The organism is Haloparvum alkalitolerans, from assembly GCF_055381565.1.
Genome location: NZ_AP043938.1, coordinates 1602316 through 1616153, shown reverse-complemented (window position 1 = coordinate 1616153; position 13838 = coordinate 1602316). Strand labels below are relative to the sequence as shown.

The window sequence follows — 13838 nt, the reverse complement described above, 5'->3', positions numbered from 1 at the left end:
TCGACCGCGAGGCGCCCGGAACGCGTCCGCCGAAAAGTGGGTACACTGTCGTAACGTCTAAAAGCGTTACGTACCTCCGTTCGTACAATGAACTACACGGATCGTCACGGGGGGAGGTGCCGGCGTGGGCGTCGAGATTAAGGAGTCCTCGGTGAGCGAGGACGCGTTCGAGGACATGAAGGAGTTCGTCCACGACTACCTCGCCGCCAGCGTCGAGGGCGAGGACGACGGGGGTCGGATGCGGTGGTACCCCTGGCACTCCGCGGAGTACCGGTTCAACCACATCCTCAACGTGATGGAGATCGCCACCGAGATCGCGGAGGCGGAGGGCGCCGACGTGGACGTGGTGCGCGTCGCCGCACTGTTCCACGACGTGGCCAAGTTGGAGGCCGAACAGGACGTTCACGCCGAGGCCGGGGCGCGCGTCGCCCGGGAGTACCTCCGGACGCGCGGGGACTACCCCGAGTCGTTCGTCGAGGAGGTGTGCCAGGCGGTCGAGGACCACTCCTACCAGGGCGACCTCGACGCGGTCGCGCTGGAGGCGCGGTGTCTGATCGAGGCGGACATCCTCGACAAGATCGGCGCCAACGGCAGCGCGCTGATGCTGCTCCGGATGGGCTACGAGTCCCGCTCGCACATGGACGCCGCGAAGATGGTCGACCGCGTGCTCGAACGCGGCCGCGACCACGTCGACCGCATCGAGTCCGACACGGCCGAGAGCATCGCCCACCAGCGGCTCAAGCGCGCCAGGTGGTTCCGCGAGTGGCTGGTCGACGAGGTCGCCGCGATGGACCGGTCCGGCGTCACCGACGAGTAGGACGGCCGCCGATCGGCCCGGCGCCGCCGAGCCGCCGTTCCGGGTCCTATAAGGCCGTCCCCGGCCGAGCGGCGGTATGCTCACCTTCATCGGCCTCGGCCTCTACGACGAGCGGTCGATCACCGTCGAGGGGCAGGAGGCGCTGCGCGCGGCCGACCACGCCTACGCCGAGTTCTACACCAGCCGGCTGGTCGGCGCCGACGTCGCGGACCTGGAGGCGTATCACGGCGTCGACATCGAGGTGCGTGACCGGCCCGGCGTCGAACAGGACCCCGACGACATGCTGGCGAGGGCGGCCGCCTCGGACGTGGCGTTTCTGACCGCGGGCGACACGATGATCTCGACGACTCACGCGGACCTCCGGCTCCGCGCCGAGGAGCGGGGCATCGAGACCCGCGTTATCCACGGCGTCACCGCCCAGTCGGCCGCCTCCAGCCTGACCGGGCTCCAGAACTACCGCTTCGGAAAGGCGGTGACGCTCCCGTTCCCGTACGCCCACGGCGGCGACCGCGTCCCGGAGAGCGTGATCGAGACGATCGAGGCCAACCGCGATCGCGGCCTCCACACGGTCGTCTATCTGGACATAAAGGTCGGCATGGGGCCGCGCGGCCCGGACCCGGACCACGAGGAGTACATGACCGCCGACTACGCGGCCGAGCTGTTCGCCGAGGAGTGGGGCGACGAACTCGCCGTGGTCGTCGCGCGCGCCGGGAGCCCGGACGCCGTCGTCGCCGCGGACCGCCTCTCCGCGCTCGCGGCGCGCGACTTCGGCGACCCGCTGCACCTGCTGGTGATCCCCGGCGACCTCCACCACGTCGAGGCGGACGCGCTGGCGGGGCTCGCCGGCGCTCCCGACGACCTGCTGTGACCTGCGGCGCCGCGTATCGAGGCACGCGACGGGACGTAGCGGAGAAGCGAGGGGAGGGCGACGGACGGCGTCGTTATCGGTCGCTCACGTCCTCGGCGACCGCCACGAGCCGGGTCCAGCTGTTGATCCCGGCGCGGAGGGCGACGAGGTCGTGCGCCCGCACGCGGACCGCCACCGTGTCCCCGTCGCGGTCGACGCTCGCGGTCGAGCGGGCGTCGTCGATCTCGCCGACCTCCGGGCCGAGCGCGTCGGCCACGAGGCGAGCGCGACGCTCGTCGGGGTAGGAAAAGCGCAAGAAAGCGTCGTGCTCGAACGCCGGCGACACGGGTGGACCCGTCAGTTGACGTCGACTTCTTTGACGTCGCCGCCGCGCTCCTTCAGGAGGACGCGGTGGCCACAGTACGGACAGCGGACGCCGCCGTACTCGTCGAGCGTCACGTCGCGCTTACAGCGGGAGCACTTGTAGCTCATTATTCCTCGTCGGCCAGCGCGGCGCGGATGGAGCGCCGGACGGTGCGGCCGCCGGGCGTCTCGGGGCGGTAGGCGCCGCCGGTGAACTTCTCGCCCGTCTCCTCGTTGACCCAGATGCCGGTCCCCACGCGGGTGACGTCGTCGCCGTCGACCGTCGCGGACTCCATCTCCGCTTCGATGTCCTGCACGCGCTTGCGGGCGACGCGCCCGTAGCGTGCGCCGAATCGGCCCGCGCTGCCGGTGGATCGAGCCTCGTTCTCAGCCATAGTGGAGAAGAGTACCGCCAGCGTGGGTAAAAAGGCTACGAGTCCGGGCGCCCCGCGGGAGGGCCTCACAGTCCCGGAGCGGAGGAACGACCACCGGGACAACGGCCTTTTAGCTTCGAGCGACCACACCTCGAACAATGAACTGTCGGCGGTGTGGCACCCCCCTCGACAAGCCCGGGGACTACTGTCTCACCTGCAACACCGCCAACAGCGACGCCGTGGTGGTCCGCTTCGACCCCGACCGCGCGGAGATCGCGATGCTCGACGACGACGAGGTCGTCGGCCGGACGACCGTCACCACGATCCCCGAGCGCGACCGCCGGGACGGGGACGAGCGCGAGACGGTTCAACGGCGGAACTTCGCGGGCCGGGTCGCCGACGAGATCCGGCGCAAGCGCCCCGAGGCGGTGTATGCCGCCGGCGAGCGCGGACCGCTCCGCGAGGCGCGCGCCCAGCTCCACCACGAGTTCTACCGCATCCCCGACGAGGCCGACCCCGTCGCGTGGGTGCGCGACCGCCGCGGCGACCGCGCGCTCGAAGTCGTCGAGACGCCGCCGAAGGAGAAGATCGGCGGCACGCACTCGACGCTGATCGGCGGCCGACCGGGACGGCGCGCCATCTCCACGGTCGCGGGACACCCGCACGTCAAGAAGATCGTCCCGGGGCCGATCGACGCGGGCGGGACCGGGTCGCGGACGGGGCTGCGCGCGAAGGCCACCCGCGCGGACCGGAACGGCAACGTGCGGCTCCTGTTGCGGGACGGCTCCAGCGTGCAGGAGAACCGGATCGTCACGACCGCGATGGACCGCGACACCGGCGAGCGCGTGCGCGAGGACCTCAACGAGGCGCTACGCGAGGCGGAACTGCAGGACGGCTGATCCGACCGGCCGCCCCCGACTTCTCTACTCGTCCTGCCGCACGTACAGCGTCTTCTCGCACTCCGCGTGGACGACGCCCTCGGCGTCGACGATCGCCACCTCGTAGACGCGGTCGAACGACTCGCCGGGGGACAGCGCCTCGCGGATGCGGTCGAGCTCGGCCCCCTCGATCTCGAACTCCGCGTACAGCGTCTCGCGGCCGGGCTTTCTGAACCTGATGTCGGCCGCCTTGTCCCACACCGTGTAGCGGTCGGTGTCGAGGTTCCGCCGCAGCAGGCTCATGTAGACGGGGTCGACCGCGCCGTAGAGACTGCCGCCGAAGATCGCGCCGACGACGTTCCGCGTCCGCCAGTTGAACGGGATCCGGACGCGGACGTAGCGCCAGTCGCCGCCGATGTGGTCGATCCGCGCGCCCGTCCCGCGGTAGGCCGGGAACAGGTTGTAGCCGTGCCGCCAGAGCCGCGTCCGGAGCGTCTCCGCGGGCGGGTCGTCACGCAATGGGGCGCGCTCCGGCCCGTCGTCGCTCATACCCGCACACGCGACCGAAGGCGCATACCCCTGTCGGAACCGGCGACGGCGTTGGTGCGGTCGCGGCGCCCTCCTTTTACGTCGGCGCGCGCCGGACGACCCGTATGGAGACGGAGACGCTCGGCGACCCCGCCGACCCGGACCTCGCGTGCGTGCTCGGCTGGGGGAACCGCCTCGACCACGAGAACGTCCGCTGGCTGCTGGAGACGCTCGCGGCCGACAGCCGCGTCACCGCGGTACAGATCCCGATCACGGTCACCGACTTCGAGGCGGGGTACCTCGACCCGGTCCGCGAGGTCGTCGACGGCCTCGACGACGACTACCGCTTCGTCGGCCACTCGACCGGCGGGCTGATCGGCGCGTACCTCCGCGGGGAGGCGGCGCCCGCGACGCGGACGTACCTCAGCCCGTGGTGGGGAATGGTTCCGGAGACGGCCGGCCCCATCTTCGACCTCGTCACGCGGCTCCCGATTTCTCGACGGGTCGTCCCCGTCGGCACCGCCGACCGCGACGCGCTCGGCGCGCTCGCGACCGACCGCCAGATCAGGGAGGGGCCCGACCGAGCGGCGCCGACGTTCCTCCGGGAGGCGGCGCGGGCGCAGGCCGGCCTCGCGGCCGTCGACCCCGACCCCGACGCGGTCGCCTTCTGTACCCTGACGGACCGGATCGTCGACCCGCGTCGCGTGGGGGACCGCGTCGAGGCCGAGCGCACGGTGCTGTACGACGGCGGCCACGAGCTGTTCTCCTCCCCGTCGCGCGACGAGCACGCGTCGACGCTCCGGGCGGTCGTCCGCGAGGGGCCGGCGGGACTGCCGTAGCGCCCCGGGACGGCCCCGCGGGTGAATCTCGCTCCGACCCCGAAACCCGTATCCCGACCGGTCCGCTACGGGTCGGTAATGGACTGCGACAAGTGCGGCGCGGACGCGGTCACCTTCGCGGCCTACTCCGGCGCCCACCTCTGTGAGGACCACTTCTGTCGCTCGGTCGAGAAGCGCGTGCGCCGGCGGGTCCGGGAGGACGGCCTCCTCGACCCCGAGGCGACGCCCGACGACCCCGACCGCTGGGTGATCGGTCTCTCGGGCGGGAAGGACAGCGTCGTGCTCGCGTCGATCCTCGACGACACGTTCGGCAAGGACCCCCGCGTGGAGATGCTCGCGCTCACCATCCACGAGGGGATCGAGGGGTACCGCGACGAGAGCGTCGACGCCTGCGTCGAGCTGGCCGACGACCTCGACATGCGCCACGAGGTGGTGTCGTACGCCGACGAGATCGGCGTCGAGATGGACGACGTGGTCGAGAAGGACCCCGAGAACATGGCCGCCTGCGCCTACTGCGGCGTCTTCCGGCGCGACCTGCTGGAGACCTACGCCGACGAGTTCGGCGCCGACAAGCTCCTCACCGGACACAACCTCGACGACGAGGCCCAGACCGCGCTGATGAACTTCCTCGAGGGCGACGTTCGCCAGATCGCCAAGCACTTCGACGCCTCGCTCGGCCCCTTCGACGAGCGCGGCGGAGCGACCGATGCCGCGGACGACGACGCGGACGACGACGCGCCCTTCATCCCGCGCGCGAAGCCGCTCCGCGACGTGCCCGAGAAGGAGGTCGCGCTCTACTGCCACCTCCGGGACATCCCCGCGCACATGGCCGAGTGCCCGCACGCGGACGAGGCGTACCGCGGCGAGATCCAGCGACTCCTCTACGACTTGGAGGAGAACCACCCCGGTACCCGCCACTCGATCATGGCCGGCTACGAGGAGCTGGCAGCGCTGGCGGCCGACCGCTACCGCGACGACGGAGAAGGGCCGGAGCTCCGCGAGTGCGCGGAGTGCGGCTCCGTGACCAGCCGCGAGGTCTGCCGGAAGTGCCGACTCGTCGCGGCCATCGAAGCGGTCTGAGAGTCGGAGCGGGGCGTCGGAGTCGCGGCGGCGCGGTCGCTCGTCGGTGCGGGGTCGAAAAAACGTGACGCGGTTCGCGGCGAACGGCCGGCGTCAGCGGATGACGTCGAGGCCGTTGTTCTTCTCGACCGGGTCCTCGCCGCCGTCGGACTCCCAGGCCGCGGCGTCGCTGCCGCCGGAGACGTCCGCGGACGGGGTACGGGAGACGTCCGCCGCGCCGTCGTGGACCTCGCCGTCGCCCTCGATGCTGGCGCGGGACTTGTCGGCCTGTTTCTGCGTGGACGGGCCGAGCACCTGCGCGCTCTGGACGCCCGTCATGATCGCCATGACGCGCACTTTCCCCTTGTACTCCTCCTGGATCCGGGCGCCCCAGATCACGTTGGCGCTCGCCTCGAGGCGCTCCGTGATGCTGTCGGCGATACCCTCCGCCTCCTTCAGCGTCAGGTCGGGGCCGCCCGTGATGTGGACGAGCCCGCCGGACGCGCCGCGGTAGTCCACGTCCAGAAGCGGGTGGTTCATCGCGTCGTTGACCACTTCCTGGGTCTTGTTCTTGTCCTGGGTCTCGCCGACCAACATCACCGCGACGCCGCCCTGGTTCATGATCGTGGACATGTCCGCGTAGTCCAGGTTGATCAGGGACGGCTGGGTAATCGTCTCCGAGATCCCCTTCACCGTCTCCGCGATGATCTGGTCCATCACGGAGAACGCCTTACCGATGGGAAGGTTCGGGACGTAATCGAGGAGGCGGTTGTTGTCGAGCACGATGATCGAGTCGGCCTCGTTGCGGAGCTCCTCGAGCCCCTCCTCGGCCTTGACCGTGCGGGCGCGCTCGACGTTGAACGGCGTCGAGACCATCCCGACGACGATGGCGCCCTGCTCCTTGGCGATCTTCGAGACGACGGGCGCGGCGCCGGTGCCGGTCCCGCCGCCCATGCCGGCCGTGACGAACACGAGGTCGGCGTCGCCGAGCACTTCCTTGATGGTCCCCTGGGCCATCTCGGTGGCGCGCTCGCCCATCTTCGGGTCGCCGCCGGCCCCGAGGCCGGAGGTGAGCGACTTGCCGACGAGGATCTTCGTGTCGGCCTCGATCATCTTGAGGTGCTGCTTGTCGGTGTTGATCGCGACCGTGTCGGCCCCGTCGACACCGATGTTGTACAGGCGGTTGATCGTGTTGTTGCCCGCGCCGCCGGCGCCGACGATGACGATTCGGGGGTCCCCGAAGTCGTCGTCGTCCATGTCGGCGTCCATCTCGCGCTGCTCGGCCTCGGCGTTGTCGAGTGCGTCCTGAACGATGTCCTGCATCGTTACACCTTGGCCCAGCCGCGCTTGCCGCGGCGCTGGCTCTCGTGGTCCCCGTCCTGCTCGTTGAGCATCTCACGGACGGCGGAGCGAATCGCCTCGCTCCGATTCGGGAACTCCCCCGTCTCGACCATCTGTTCGACCTCCTCGATCTGCTGTTTCGGTATGCGTAGTGTCACACGCTCCATGCTTACATTCCCCCGGTAAGACGGCGGGCGACGAGCGCCCGCGTCTTACGAAACGGAACCGCCGGACGGAACGGACTCCCGTTCCGCGGCGGCCGTCTGTAAGACGACCGTCTTACGCACATAGACGCACCGAGGCATAGAACTTAAAGGTAACGGCGATTGTAAGACACGCTAGCGAAAACGGCGTATACGTCGGCCACGACCCCGCTATCCGCGTTTACCTCGTGTCGAGTACGTCCGCAGCGGGGGTCCGGCGGCCGCAGCCGGGACAGAAGCCCCAGTCCGTCCGCACCTCGTCGCCGCACTCGCAGAACATGCGGTGGGCGGTCTTCTCGCCGCAGTTGGCGCAGTACACGTCGCCCGCCTCCAGCGTTTCGCCGCAGCCGCCGCAGGTCCGCTCCCCGTTCTCGCCCGGCGCGGTCGCGGAGTCGGCGGACCGGTCGGCGGCGTCCGACGCGGAGGGCTCCTCGTCCGCCGGCTCCTCCCGCTCCGCGGCCGGCCCACGACCGGACGCCCGCCGTCCGCTCGCCGACCGCTCGGTCGTCTCGTCCGCCGCCGTCGCGCCGTCGACGGTGACGTTGACGTTGATGTCGCGGTCGCGAGGCGCGGGGCCGTACCCGCGGGCCGCCGCGTCGCCGAGGCGTTCGTCGAGCGCGGCGTCGAGCCGGTCGGCGATGATGGCGTCGACGCGCTCCGCGATGGCGCCCTCGAGGCCGTCCGCGGCGACCTCGCGGTCGGCGTCCGCCGCCTCGGCCGCGTCCGACGCGTCCGACGACGCCGCCTCGTCGAGGTGACTGCGCAGCGCCTCGCGCATCACCTCGCTTTTGGAGGCGTCTAGCGCCTCCAGCCGCTCCACGAGGTCGTCGTCCGCGCGGAACGTGATCTTACTCATCTCGACACAGCATCCTCGCCCCCACTACATCAATCTTCCTGCGCGTCCGACGCGCGTGTGACACGCCGCCTTCCCGGACCGTCGGACCGTCGCCGCCGACCACCGACCGATCCCACGCGGGCCGCCGTCGCGGCGAGAAACCGGCCGTAAGCTCTTTGCCGTCAGAATTGCGAAGCTATCCGCAATGAGCATCGATCCCGAACGCGACGAGGCTCTGGAGAGTGGCCTCGACGCACTCCCTGCAGGGGAATTCCTCCGGGCGAGTCCCGACCCGGCAGTGACGGTCGGGCTCGACGGCACAGTCCACGCGGCCAACCCCGCGCTCGAACGCATCCTCGGGTACGCCCCGACCGCGGTCGTCGGCGAGTCGGTCGAGATGCTGATACCGAACCGCTTCTCCGCGGCCGCCCGCGAGCTTGCAGCCGAGTACGTCGAGACAGGCGAGTCACCCGTCGGCACGGCGAACCTCGAACTGCTCGCCCGACACGCGGAGGGCCACGAGGTGCCCGTCTCCGTGACGCTCGTCGAGCACGGCCACGCGGGGGAGCCGGTCGTGACCGCAGTCGCCCGCGAGATCAGCGACGCCATCGAGACGCGCGAGGAGCTGACCCGGGAGCGCGACCGCCTCGCCGCCGCGCTGACCGCGATGGCGAGCGAGCGGGACGTGCACGAGGTCTCGGTTCCGGACGTGGCGGCGTCCGCGTGGGCGACCGTCGAGACCGGATCGGAGTCGCTCGACATCGACGTGGGCGCCGTCGTGGAGACGGACGCGACCCGACTGAAGGCGCTGCTGACGGCGCTGTTCGCCGCGACCGCGCCCGAGGAGAACACCGTCCGCGTGGTCGGCGACGCGGACGCGGTGCGCGTCGAGGGAGCCGCGGTCGCCACGGACCTGGGCGCCGCGCCGGCGCTCGCGGCCGACCTCGGCGTCGCGTTGGACGTCGAACCGACCGCCGTCACCGTCTCCTTCTGAGCGCGCCGGTCCGGGAGGTCGCCGCGCCTCCGGGTCGCCCGCCGGCCGGCTTCCGGGCGCTCGGGGGTGACCCGGAAGCGCTTTCCGTCGCGCTCGCCTCGTCCGGTCATGGAGTACGAAGCGAGCCTCGACCGCGCCATCGACTCGCTCCCGGACCTCGGCGGGTCCGACGAGCGACTGCAGGTGCCGGACCCGCAGGCACAGAAGGACGGCGCGTTCACCCGACTCACCAACCTCTCGGCCATCGCGGACGCGCTCGGGCGCGACCCCGAGCACCTCCACTCGAACCTCCAGCGCGAGCTGGGGACGGCCGGCCAGTACGAGAACGGCGTCGCGCGCTACAACGGCACGTTCCGCCCGAGCGACTTCGAAGCGGCCATCGACGCCTACGTCGCCAGCTACGTCACCTGTTCCGAGTGCGGCCTCCCCGACACGCGACTCGTCACCGAGGACCGCACGCAGATGCTTCGCTGTGAGGCCTGCGGGGCGTTCCGCCCGGTCGCGAAGCGCTCGTCGAACACGACGAAGACGACCACCCAGGAGGAGGCCATCGAGGAGGGCAACACCTACGAACTGGAGATCGTCGGCACCGGCCGCAAGGGCGACGGCGTCGCCGAGCGCGGCCAGTACACGATCTTCGTCCCCGGCGCCTCCGAGGGCGACACCGTGAAGGCGTACATCGAGAACGTCTCCGGTACGCTCGCCTTCTCTCGCCAGGTCTAACTGCCGATATTCCGTTTTGACCGATAGCGATACTGGGTATAGCGGGCTGATCTAGAAGTGTCTGTTTTCTGTCTCATAAGGCGTGCTGATGCGCTCATTGTCGACACCCAGAAAGCCCTCGACCGCTCGGTCTACGCTTTTTCTGGATCAGTCAAGCGTTCTGCTGTGCTCACCGCCAACACTCAGAAAGCCCTCGACCGCTCGCGGGCGCTCAGCGACATATCGGCGCCTCTCCACACCGCCCGGCGCCGATAGGGGTCGTCTGAGCGCCCGCGACCGGCCTCGCCCTTTCAGTCCGCCAGGGCGTCATTTGTAGGGTCGGTCGTCGCGCCCGGTCGATCGGTGGTTCTCGATACCGGCTGTCGAGGCACGCGTGGCCTCACACCTCCCCAGCCTCAGCCGCCCGCGGCCTTCGCGTTGCTCCGGCCGCGGGCGGGCTTCCCTCGCGCGCGTTGCTCGCGCGCGCCAAGCGCGGGACAGCCGGCGAGCCGACGTGTCGAAGAACGAGCGATCAGGCTGCACTCACGGCGGGAGTTCTGCCTAATACGCGAAAAACGTTCGTCCCGCGGTGGCGCGGTCGGCGCGCGCCGCGGCGACCGCAACGCGTGTCGCCGCGACCGTGCGAGGGAGGCGGCGGCGCGGCCGCCTACGGTGCGGTGCGGTTTCGCGGCCGCGCCGCCGCCGAGGCTGGGGAGGTGCGAGGCTGCGGGGCGATGGCGGTGCAGAGCGGTCGCGGTGGGTGGGACTGAAAGGGGCAGTCGGCTCGATCCGGCCCCGACGACGTAAGCACCGCAGCGGGCGTTGCGGAGAGCGAGGAGCGCAGCGAGGCGCGGCCGGTCGAGCCGGCTGGGGCTTTCTGGGTGGTGCTGTCCAGATCAGCAGGATCGGCAACAGTCACAAAAACACCGCCCAGTGACAGAAAACAGACAAAAAACCATCTCTATACCCAGTATCGCGTTTTTCGTCAAAGGGGCGTTCGCGGCCGGTTCCCCACGTTTTTACTCCGCGGTCGCGGATCCGGGCGGTATGGCAACACGGCTTCCGGAGACGGAGTTCGACGCCCGACTCGCGGAGATCCGCGGCAAGCTCGCGGACACGGATGCGGACGCGGGCGTCTGGTTCGGCGCGACCAGCATCGAGTACCTCACCGGCTTCCACCACATCCAGACCGAGCGCCCGGTCGTGCTCGCGGTGACCGACGACCGCGTGGCGGTGACGGTCCCCCGGTTGGAGGTCGAGCGCGTCGAGCCGAACCCCCGGATCGACGCGGTGCATCACTACTTCGACTATCCGGGCGGGAAGCCCATCGAGACCGCGGTGGAGATGCTCCGGGGGCTCGACGTCGCGGCGGTCGCGGCCGACGGCGACGGCGCGCCGGGCGTGATGGGCTACGAGGGGCCGGCGCTGTCGGAGTTCCTCGACGTGGAGACGCAGTCGTGGGTCGACCGCATGCGCTGGGAGAAGACCGACGCGGAGGTCGACCTCGTCCGCGAGTCGGCCAAGTGGGCGAACCTCGGCCACCGCTACCTCGCGGACTACACCGAGGTCGGCGCCCACCCCGCGACCGTCTCACAGCGCGCGTCGACGGACGCCTCGCGCGCGATGCTGGACGCGCTCGGGGACACCTACAGCGTCCGCGTCCGGGGGAGCGGCCCGGTCCACGCCGGCTACATCTCCGGCGCCGAGACCGCGCTCCCGCACGGCCACACGCCCAACGAGCGCCTCGCGGAGGGCGACGTGCTGATCACGGGCGCGTCCGCGAACGTCGACGGCTACAACTCCGAGCTGGAGCGCACCATGTTCGTCGGCGACTACACCGACGAGCAGGAACACTACTTCGAACTGATGAAGGAGGCACAGGAGGTCGCCATCGACGCGCTCGGGCCGAGCGTCCCGGTCTCGCACGTCGACGAGCAGGTGTTCGCGTACGCGGACGAGCAGGGGATCGCGGACCTCCTCCAGCACCACACCGGCCACAACATCGGCCTCGGCGGCCACGAACCGCCGTACATCGACCGCGGCTGGGACGAGCGCTACGACGGCGCGGACGTCGAGATGGCGCCCGGCCACATCTACACCATCGAGCCGGGGATCTACACCGACGAGTACGGCTACCGCCACTCCGACACCATCGCCATCACCGAGACCGGCGTCGAGTGGCTGACGCACTTCCCGCGCGACATCGAGTCGAACACGATCTGAATGGCGGGGCGTCGTGCGGACCTCCACCTCGACGGCGAGCGCGTCTCCCTGATCGACGGGCACAACGACACCGTCCTGCGCTGTACCGACGGGGACAGGCGGACCGAGGCCGCCGCGGAGGTCGGGGTCGCCCCCGAGAACGTCCCCGGCGTCGACGCGGCGTTTCTGGAGGGCGGTGCGGGCGGCCACCTCGACCTCCCGCGCGCGCTCGAGGCGGGGCTCGCGGCGGGGCTGTTCGCCACCTTCGTCCCGAACGCCGCGGACCCCGCCTTCGAGGAGGGGTCGGTCGACTACGCGGCCGGCGAGGTGCCGCCCGCGGTCGACCCCGCGGTCGCCCGCGACGTGGTCCTCGAGCAACTCGCCGCGCTTCACCGGTGGGACCGCGCGAGCGACCGCTTCCGGCTGATCCGGGACGGAGCCGACCTCGACGCGTGTCTGGAGGCTCCCGGCGACGTCCTCGGCGCGGTGCCGCATCTGGAGGGCGCGGCGGCGGTCGCCCCGGACCTCGCGAATCTCGACCTGCTGTACGCCGCGGGGCTGCGCTCGGTCGGCCTCGTCTGGTCGCGGCCGAACGCCTTCGCCGAGGGCGTCCCCTTTCTGCACGACGCCTCCCCGGACACGGGTTCGGGGCTGACCGACGCCGGTGAGTGCCTCGTCCGCGCGTGCAACGAGCGCGGGATGGTCGTCGACTGCGCGCACCTCAACGCGGCCGGGTTCTGGGACGTGCTGGACGCCTCCGACGACCCGCCGGTCGTGACCCACGCCTGCGCGCACGCGGTCTGTCCGTCCAGCCGGAACCTCACCGACGAGCAGCTCCGGGCAGTCGGGGAGCGCGACGGCGTCGTCGGGCTCACCTTCGGCACGGGCTACCTCCACCCCGAAGGCGACCGGGACGCGACCGTCGGACTCGACACGGTCGTCGACCACGTTGACGCGATGGTCGGCGCGGCCGGGGTCGACGCGGTCGCGCTCGGATCGGACTTCGACGGCGCGTCGATCACCGACGCCGTCGGGGACGTGGCCGGGCTCCGCGACCTGCTCGACGCGCTCCGCGAGCGCGGCTACGACGAGCCCGCGGTCGAGAAGGTGGCGTGGCGCAACTGGCGGCGCGTGCTGACGGAGACGCTCGACGGCCGCGGTCGATAAATGCCGCCCCGGCCACGGGGACTGAACCCACCGACAGGTTCAACCCGGCCTTCCACCTACTGCCGGCAACGTGGCCGTAACGTTCGACCTGTTCGGGACGCTCGTCGACGTCTCCTATCCGACGGACCCGGCCGAAGCGGTGGCTCGGGAGCTGGAGGCGCGCGACGTGGCCGTCCCCGACGACTGGCACGTCGCCTACGGGGAGCGACACGTCGACGCCCCGGAGGGCGCCGAGGTTCCGCTCCCCGCACACGTCGCCCGGGCGCTGTCGTCCCGCGGCGTCGACGCGCCGGAGAACGTCGCCCGACACGCGGTCGTCGCGGCGTTCGACCCCGAGGTGACCGTCCGAGAGGGCGCGCACGCGGCCGTACGAAGCGCCGCGGAGCGCGGCCCGGTCGGCCTGCTCTCGAACTGCTCCGTCCCCGAGCTCGTCTCGCGGACCCTGATCCGGGCGGACCTCCGCGGCGAGTTCGACGCCGTCGTCTCGAGCGTCGCCTGCGGCTGGCGGAAGCCGCACCGGAAGGCGTTCGAGCGCGTCGCCGACGAACTGGGCGTCGCGCCCGCTGCGCTGACCCACGTCGGCGACGACCCGACGGCCGACGGCGCTGTCGCCGACCTCGGCGGCCGGTTCGTCGACGTGACCGAGACCCCCCTCGCGCGGCTCCCGGAGCGACTGGAGGCACCGTAGC

Annotated in this window: 17 protein-coding genes; 10 read left to right on the top strand and 7 right to left on the bottom strand. The window is 71.0% G+C overall.

Features of this window, described 5'->3' with window-relative positions; all coding sequences use genetic code 11:
• The first annotated feature begins 124 nt into the window (after positions 1-124).
• Both ACZ432_RS10465 and dph5 read left to right on the top strand, forming a co-directional pair.
• Positions 125-817 carry an HD domain-containing protein gene (locus ACZ432_RS10465; protein ID WP_426964476.1) on the top strand — a complete coding sequence of 231 codons (693 nt, stop codon included), beginning with the start codon at positions 125-127 and terminating at the stop codon, positions 815-817.
• A gap of 76 nt (positions 818-893) precedes the next feature.
• The gene (dph5, locus tag ACZ432_RS10460) at positions 894-1685 is read left to right on the top strand and encodes a diphthine synthase (protein WP_426964477.1); all 792 of its coding nucleotides are present in this window, start codon (positions 894-896) and stop codon (positions 1683-1685) included.
• Between the two features lie 73 nt (positions 1686-1758).
• On the opposite strand, the gene ACZ432_RS10455 is transcribed toward dph5, so the two are convergent.
• From ACZ432_RS10455 to ACZ432_RS10445, 3 genes are read right to left on the bottom strand one after another with little or no spacing between them, the layout of a single operon-like run.
• Positions 1759-2010, bottom strand: coding sequence for a KEOPS complex subunit Pcc1 (locus tag ACZ432_RS10455; RefSeq protein ID WP_426964478.1), 252 nt, complete (start codon positions 2008-2010; stop codon positions 1759-1761).
• 11 nt (positions 2011-2021) lie between these two features.
• Positions 2022-2156 carry a DNA-directed RNA polymerase subunit P gene (locus ACZ432_RS10450; protein ID WP_058366444.1) on the bottom strand — a complete coding sequence of 45 codons (135 nt, stop codon included), beginning with the start codon at positions 2154-2156 and terminating at the stop codon, positions 2022-2024.
• Positions 2156-2422, bottom strand: coding sequence for an eL43 family ribosomal protein (locus tag ACZ432_RS10445; RefSeq protein WP_058366445.1), 267 nt, complete (start codon positions 2420-2422; stop codon positions 2156-2158). The genes ACZ432_RS10450 and ACZ432_RS10445 overlap by 1 nt, the downstream gene beginning before the upstream one ends.
• Positions 2423-2559: 137 nt before the next feature.
• Between ACZ432_RS10445 and ACZ432_RS10440 the strand changes: the two genes are divergently transcribed.
• Positions 2560-3300, top strand: a complete 741-nt coding sequence (locus ACZ432_RS10440; RefSeq protein ID WP_426964479.1) for a DUF2103 domain-containing protein — start codon at positions 2560-2562, stop codon at positions 3298-3300.
• Positions 3301-3324: 24 nt separating this feature from the next.
• Here ACZ432_RS10440 and ACZ432_RS10435 read toward each other — a convergent pair whose 3' ends face one another.
• Entirely contained in the window at positions 3325-3828 is a 504-nt protein-coding gene (locus ACZ432_RS10435; protein ID WP_426964480.1) for a DUF4442 domain-containing protein, read from the bottom strand.
• A gap of 104 nt (positions 3829-3932) precedes the next feature.
• On the opposite strand from ACZ432_RS10435, the gene ACZ432_RS10430 reads away from it, so the two are divergent.
• Positions 3933-4646 (top strand): alpha/beta fold hydrolase, encoded by a 714-nt coding sequence (locus tag ACZ432_RS10430; protein ID WP_426964481.1) that lies wholly within the window; start codon positions 3933-3935, stop codon positions 4644-4646.
• A 78-nt stretch (positions 4647-4724) separates the two neighbouring features.
• On the top strand, positions 4725-5726 hold the full coding sequence (gene ncsA / locus ACZ432_RS10425; RefSeq protein WP_426964482.1) for a tRNA 2-thiolation protein NcsA: 1002 nt from the start codon (positions 4725-4727) through the stop codon (positions 5724-5726).
• Positions 5727-5819: 93 nt separating this feature from the next.
• Here ncsA and ftsZ read toward each other — a convergent pair whose 3' ends face one another.
• The 3 genes from ftsZ to ACZ432_RS10410 all read right to left on the bottom strand — a co-directional run bounded on the left by ftsZ (position 5820) and on the right by ACZ432_RS10410 (position 8105).
• Complete coding sequence (gene ftsZ, locus ACZ432_RS10420; RefSeq protein ID WP_426964483.1) at positions 5820-7028, bottom strand: cell division protein FtsZ; 1209 nt, start codon at positions 7026-7028, stop codon at positions 5820-5822.
• Between the two features lie 2 nt (positions 7029-7030).
• The gene (locus ACZ432_RS10415) at positions 7031-7213 is read right to left on the bottom strand and encodes a ribbon-helix-helix domain-containing protein (RefSeq protein ID WP_058366451.1); all 183 of its coding nucleotides are present in this window, start codon (positions 7211-7213) and stop codon (positions 7031-7033) included.
• Between the two features lie 217 nt (positions 7214-7430).
• Positions 7431-8105 carry a ribbon-helix-helix protein, CopG family gene (locus tag ACZ432_RS10410; RefSeq protein WP_426964484.1) on the bottom strand — a complete coding sequence of 225 codons (675 nt, stop codon included), beginning with the start codon at positions 8103-8105 and terminating at the stop codon, positions 7431-7433.
• A gap of 184 nt (positions 8106-8289) precedes the next feature.
• On the opposite strand from ACZ432_RS10410, the gene ACZ432_RS10405 reads away from it, so the two are divergent.
• The 5 genes from ACZ432_RS10405 to ACZ432_RS10385 all read left to right on the top strand — a co-directional run bounded on the left by ACZ432_RS10405 (position 8290) and on the right by ACZ432_RS10385 (position 13837).
• On the top strand, positions 8290-9078 hold the full coding sequence (locus ACZ432_RS10405) for a PAS domain S-box protein (protein ID WP_426964485.1): 789 nt from the start codon (positions 8290-8292) through the stop codon (positions 9076-9078).
• A 108-nt stretch (positions 9079-9186) separates the two neighbouring features.
• Positions 9187-9801 carry a translation initiation factor IF-2 subunit beta gene (locus ACZ432_RS10400; RefSeq protein ID WP_426964486.1) on the top strand — a complete coding sequence of 205 codons (615 nt, stop codon included), beginning with the start codon at positions 9187-9189 and terminating at the stop codon, positions 9799-9801.
• Positions 9802-10827: 1026 nt separating this feature from the next.
• On the top strand, positions 10828-12003 hold the full coding sequence (locus ACZ432_RS10395; RefSeq protein WP_426964534.1) for a M24 family metallopeptidase: 1176 nt from the start codon (positions 10828-10830) through the stop codon (positions 12001-12003).
• Entirely contained in the window at positions 12004-13149 is a 1146-nt protein-coding gene (locus ACZ432_RS10390) for a dipeptidase (RefSeq protein ID WP_426964533.1), read from the top strand.
• 70 nt (positions 13150-13219) lie between these two features.
• Positions 13220-13837: an HAD family hydrolase gene (locus ACZ432_RS10385; protein WP_426964532.1), complete on the top strand. Its 618-nt coding sequence runs from the start codon at positions 13220-13222 to the stop codon at positions 13835-13837.
• Position 13838 lies beyond the last annotated feature (1 nt).

Coding starts and splice junctions, on each gene's coding strand:
- ftsZ (WP_426964483.1), bottom strand. CDS start 7,028: ATGCAGGACATCGTTCAGGACGCACTCGACAACGCCGAGGCCGAGCAG.
- ACZ432_RS10395 (WP_426964534.1), top strand. CDS start 10,828: ATGGCAACACGGCTTCCGGAGACGGAGTTCGACGCCCGACTCGCGGAG.
- ACZ432_RS10445 (WP_058366445.1), bottom strand. CDS start 2,422: ATGGCTGAGAACGAGGCTCGATCCACCGGCAGCGCGGGCCGATTCGGC.
- dph5 (WP_426964477.1), top strand. CDS start 894: ATGCTCACCTTCATCGGCCTCGGCCTCTACGACGAGCGGTCGATCACC.
- ACZ432_RS10430 (WP_426964481.1), top strand. CDS start 3,933: ATGGAGACGGAGACGCTCGGCGACCCCGCCGACCCGGACCTCGCGTGC.
- ACZ432_RS10435 (WP_426964480.1), bottom strand. CDS start 3,828: ATGAGCGACGACGGGCCGGAGCGCGCCCCATTGCGTGACGACCCGCCC.
- ACZ432_RS10440 (WP_426964479.1), top strand. CDS start 2,560: ATGAACTGTCGGCGGTGTGGCACCCCCCTCGACAAGCCCGGGGACTAC.
- ACZ432_RS10450 (WP_058366444.1), bottom strand. CDS start 2,156: ATGAGCTACAAGTGCTCCCGCTGTAAGCGCGACGTGACGCTCGACGAG.
- ACZ432_RS10405 (WP_426964485.1), top strand. CDS start 8,290: ATGAGCATCGATCCCGAACGCGACGAGGCTCTGGAGAGTGGCCTCGAC.
- ACZ432_RS10410 (WP_426964484.1), bottom strand. CDS start 8,105: ATGAGTAAGATCACGTTCCGCGCGGACGACGACCTCGTGGAGCGGCTG.
- ACZ432_RS10390 (WP_426964533.1), top strand. CDS start 12,004: ATGGCGGGGCGTCGTGCGGACCTCCACCTCGACGGCGAGCGCGTCTCC.
- ncsA (WP_426964482.1), top strand. CDS start 4,725: ATGGACTGCGACAAGTGCGGCGCGGACGCGGTCACCTTCGCGGCCTAC.
- ACZ432_RS10400 (WP_426964486.1), top strand. CDS start 9,187: ATGGAGTACGAAGCGAGCCTCGACCGCGCCATCGACTCGCTCCCGGAC.
- ACZ432_RS10415 (WP_058366451.1), bottom strand. CDS start 7,213: ATGGAGCGTGTGACACTACGCATACCGAAACAGCAGATCGAGGAGGTC.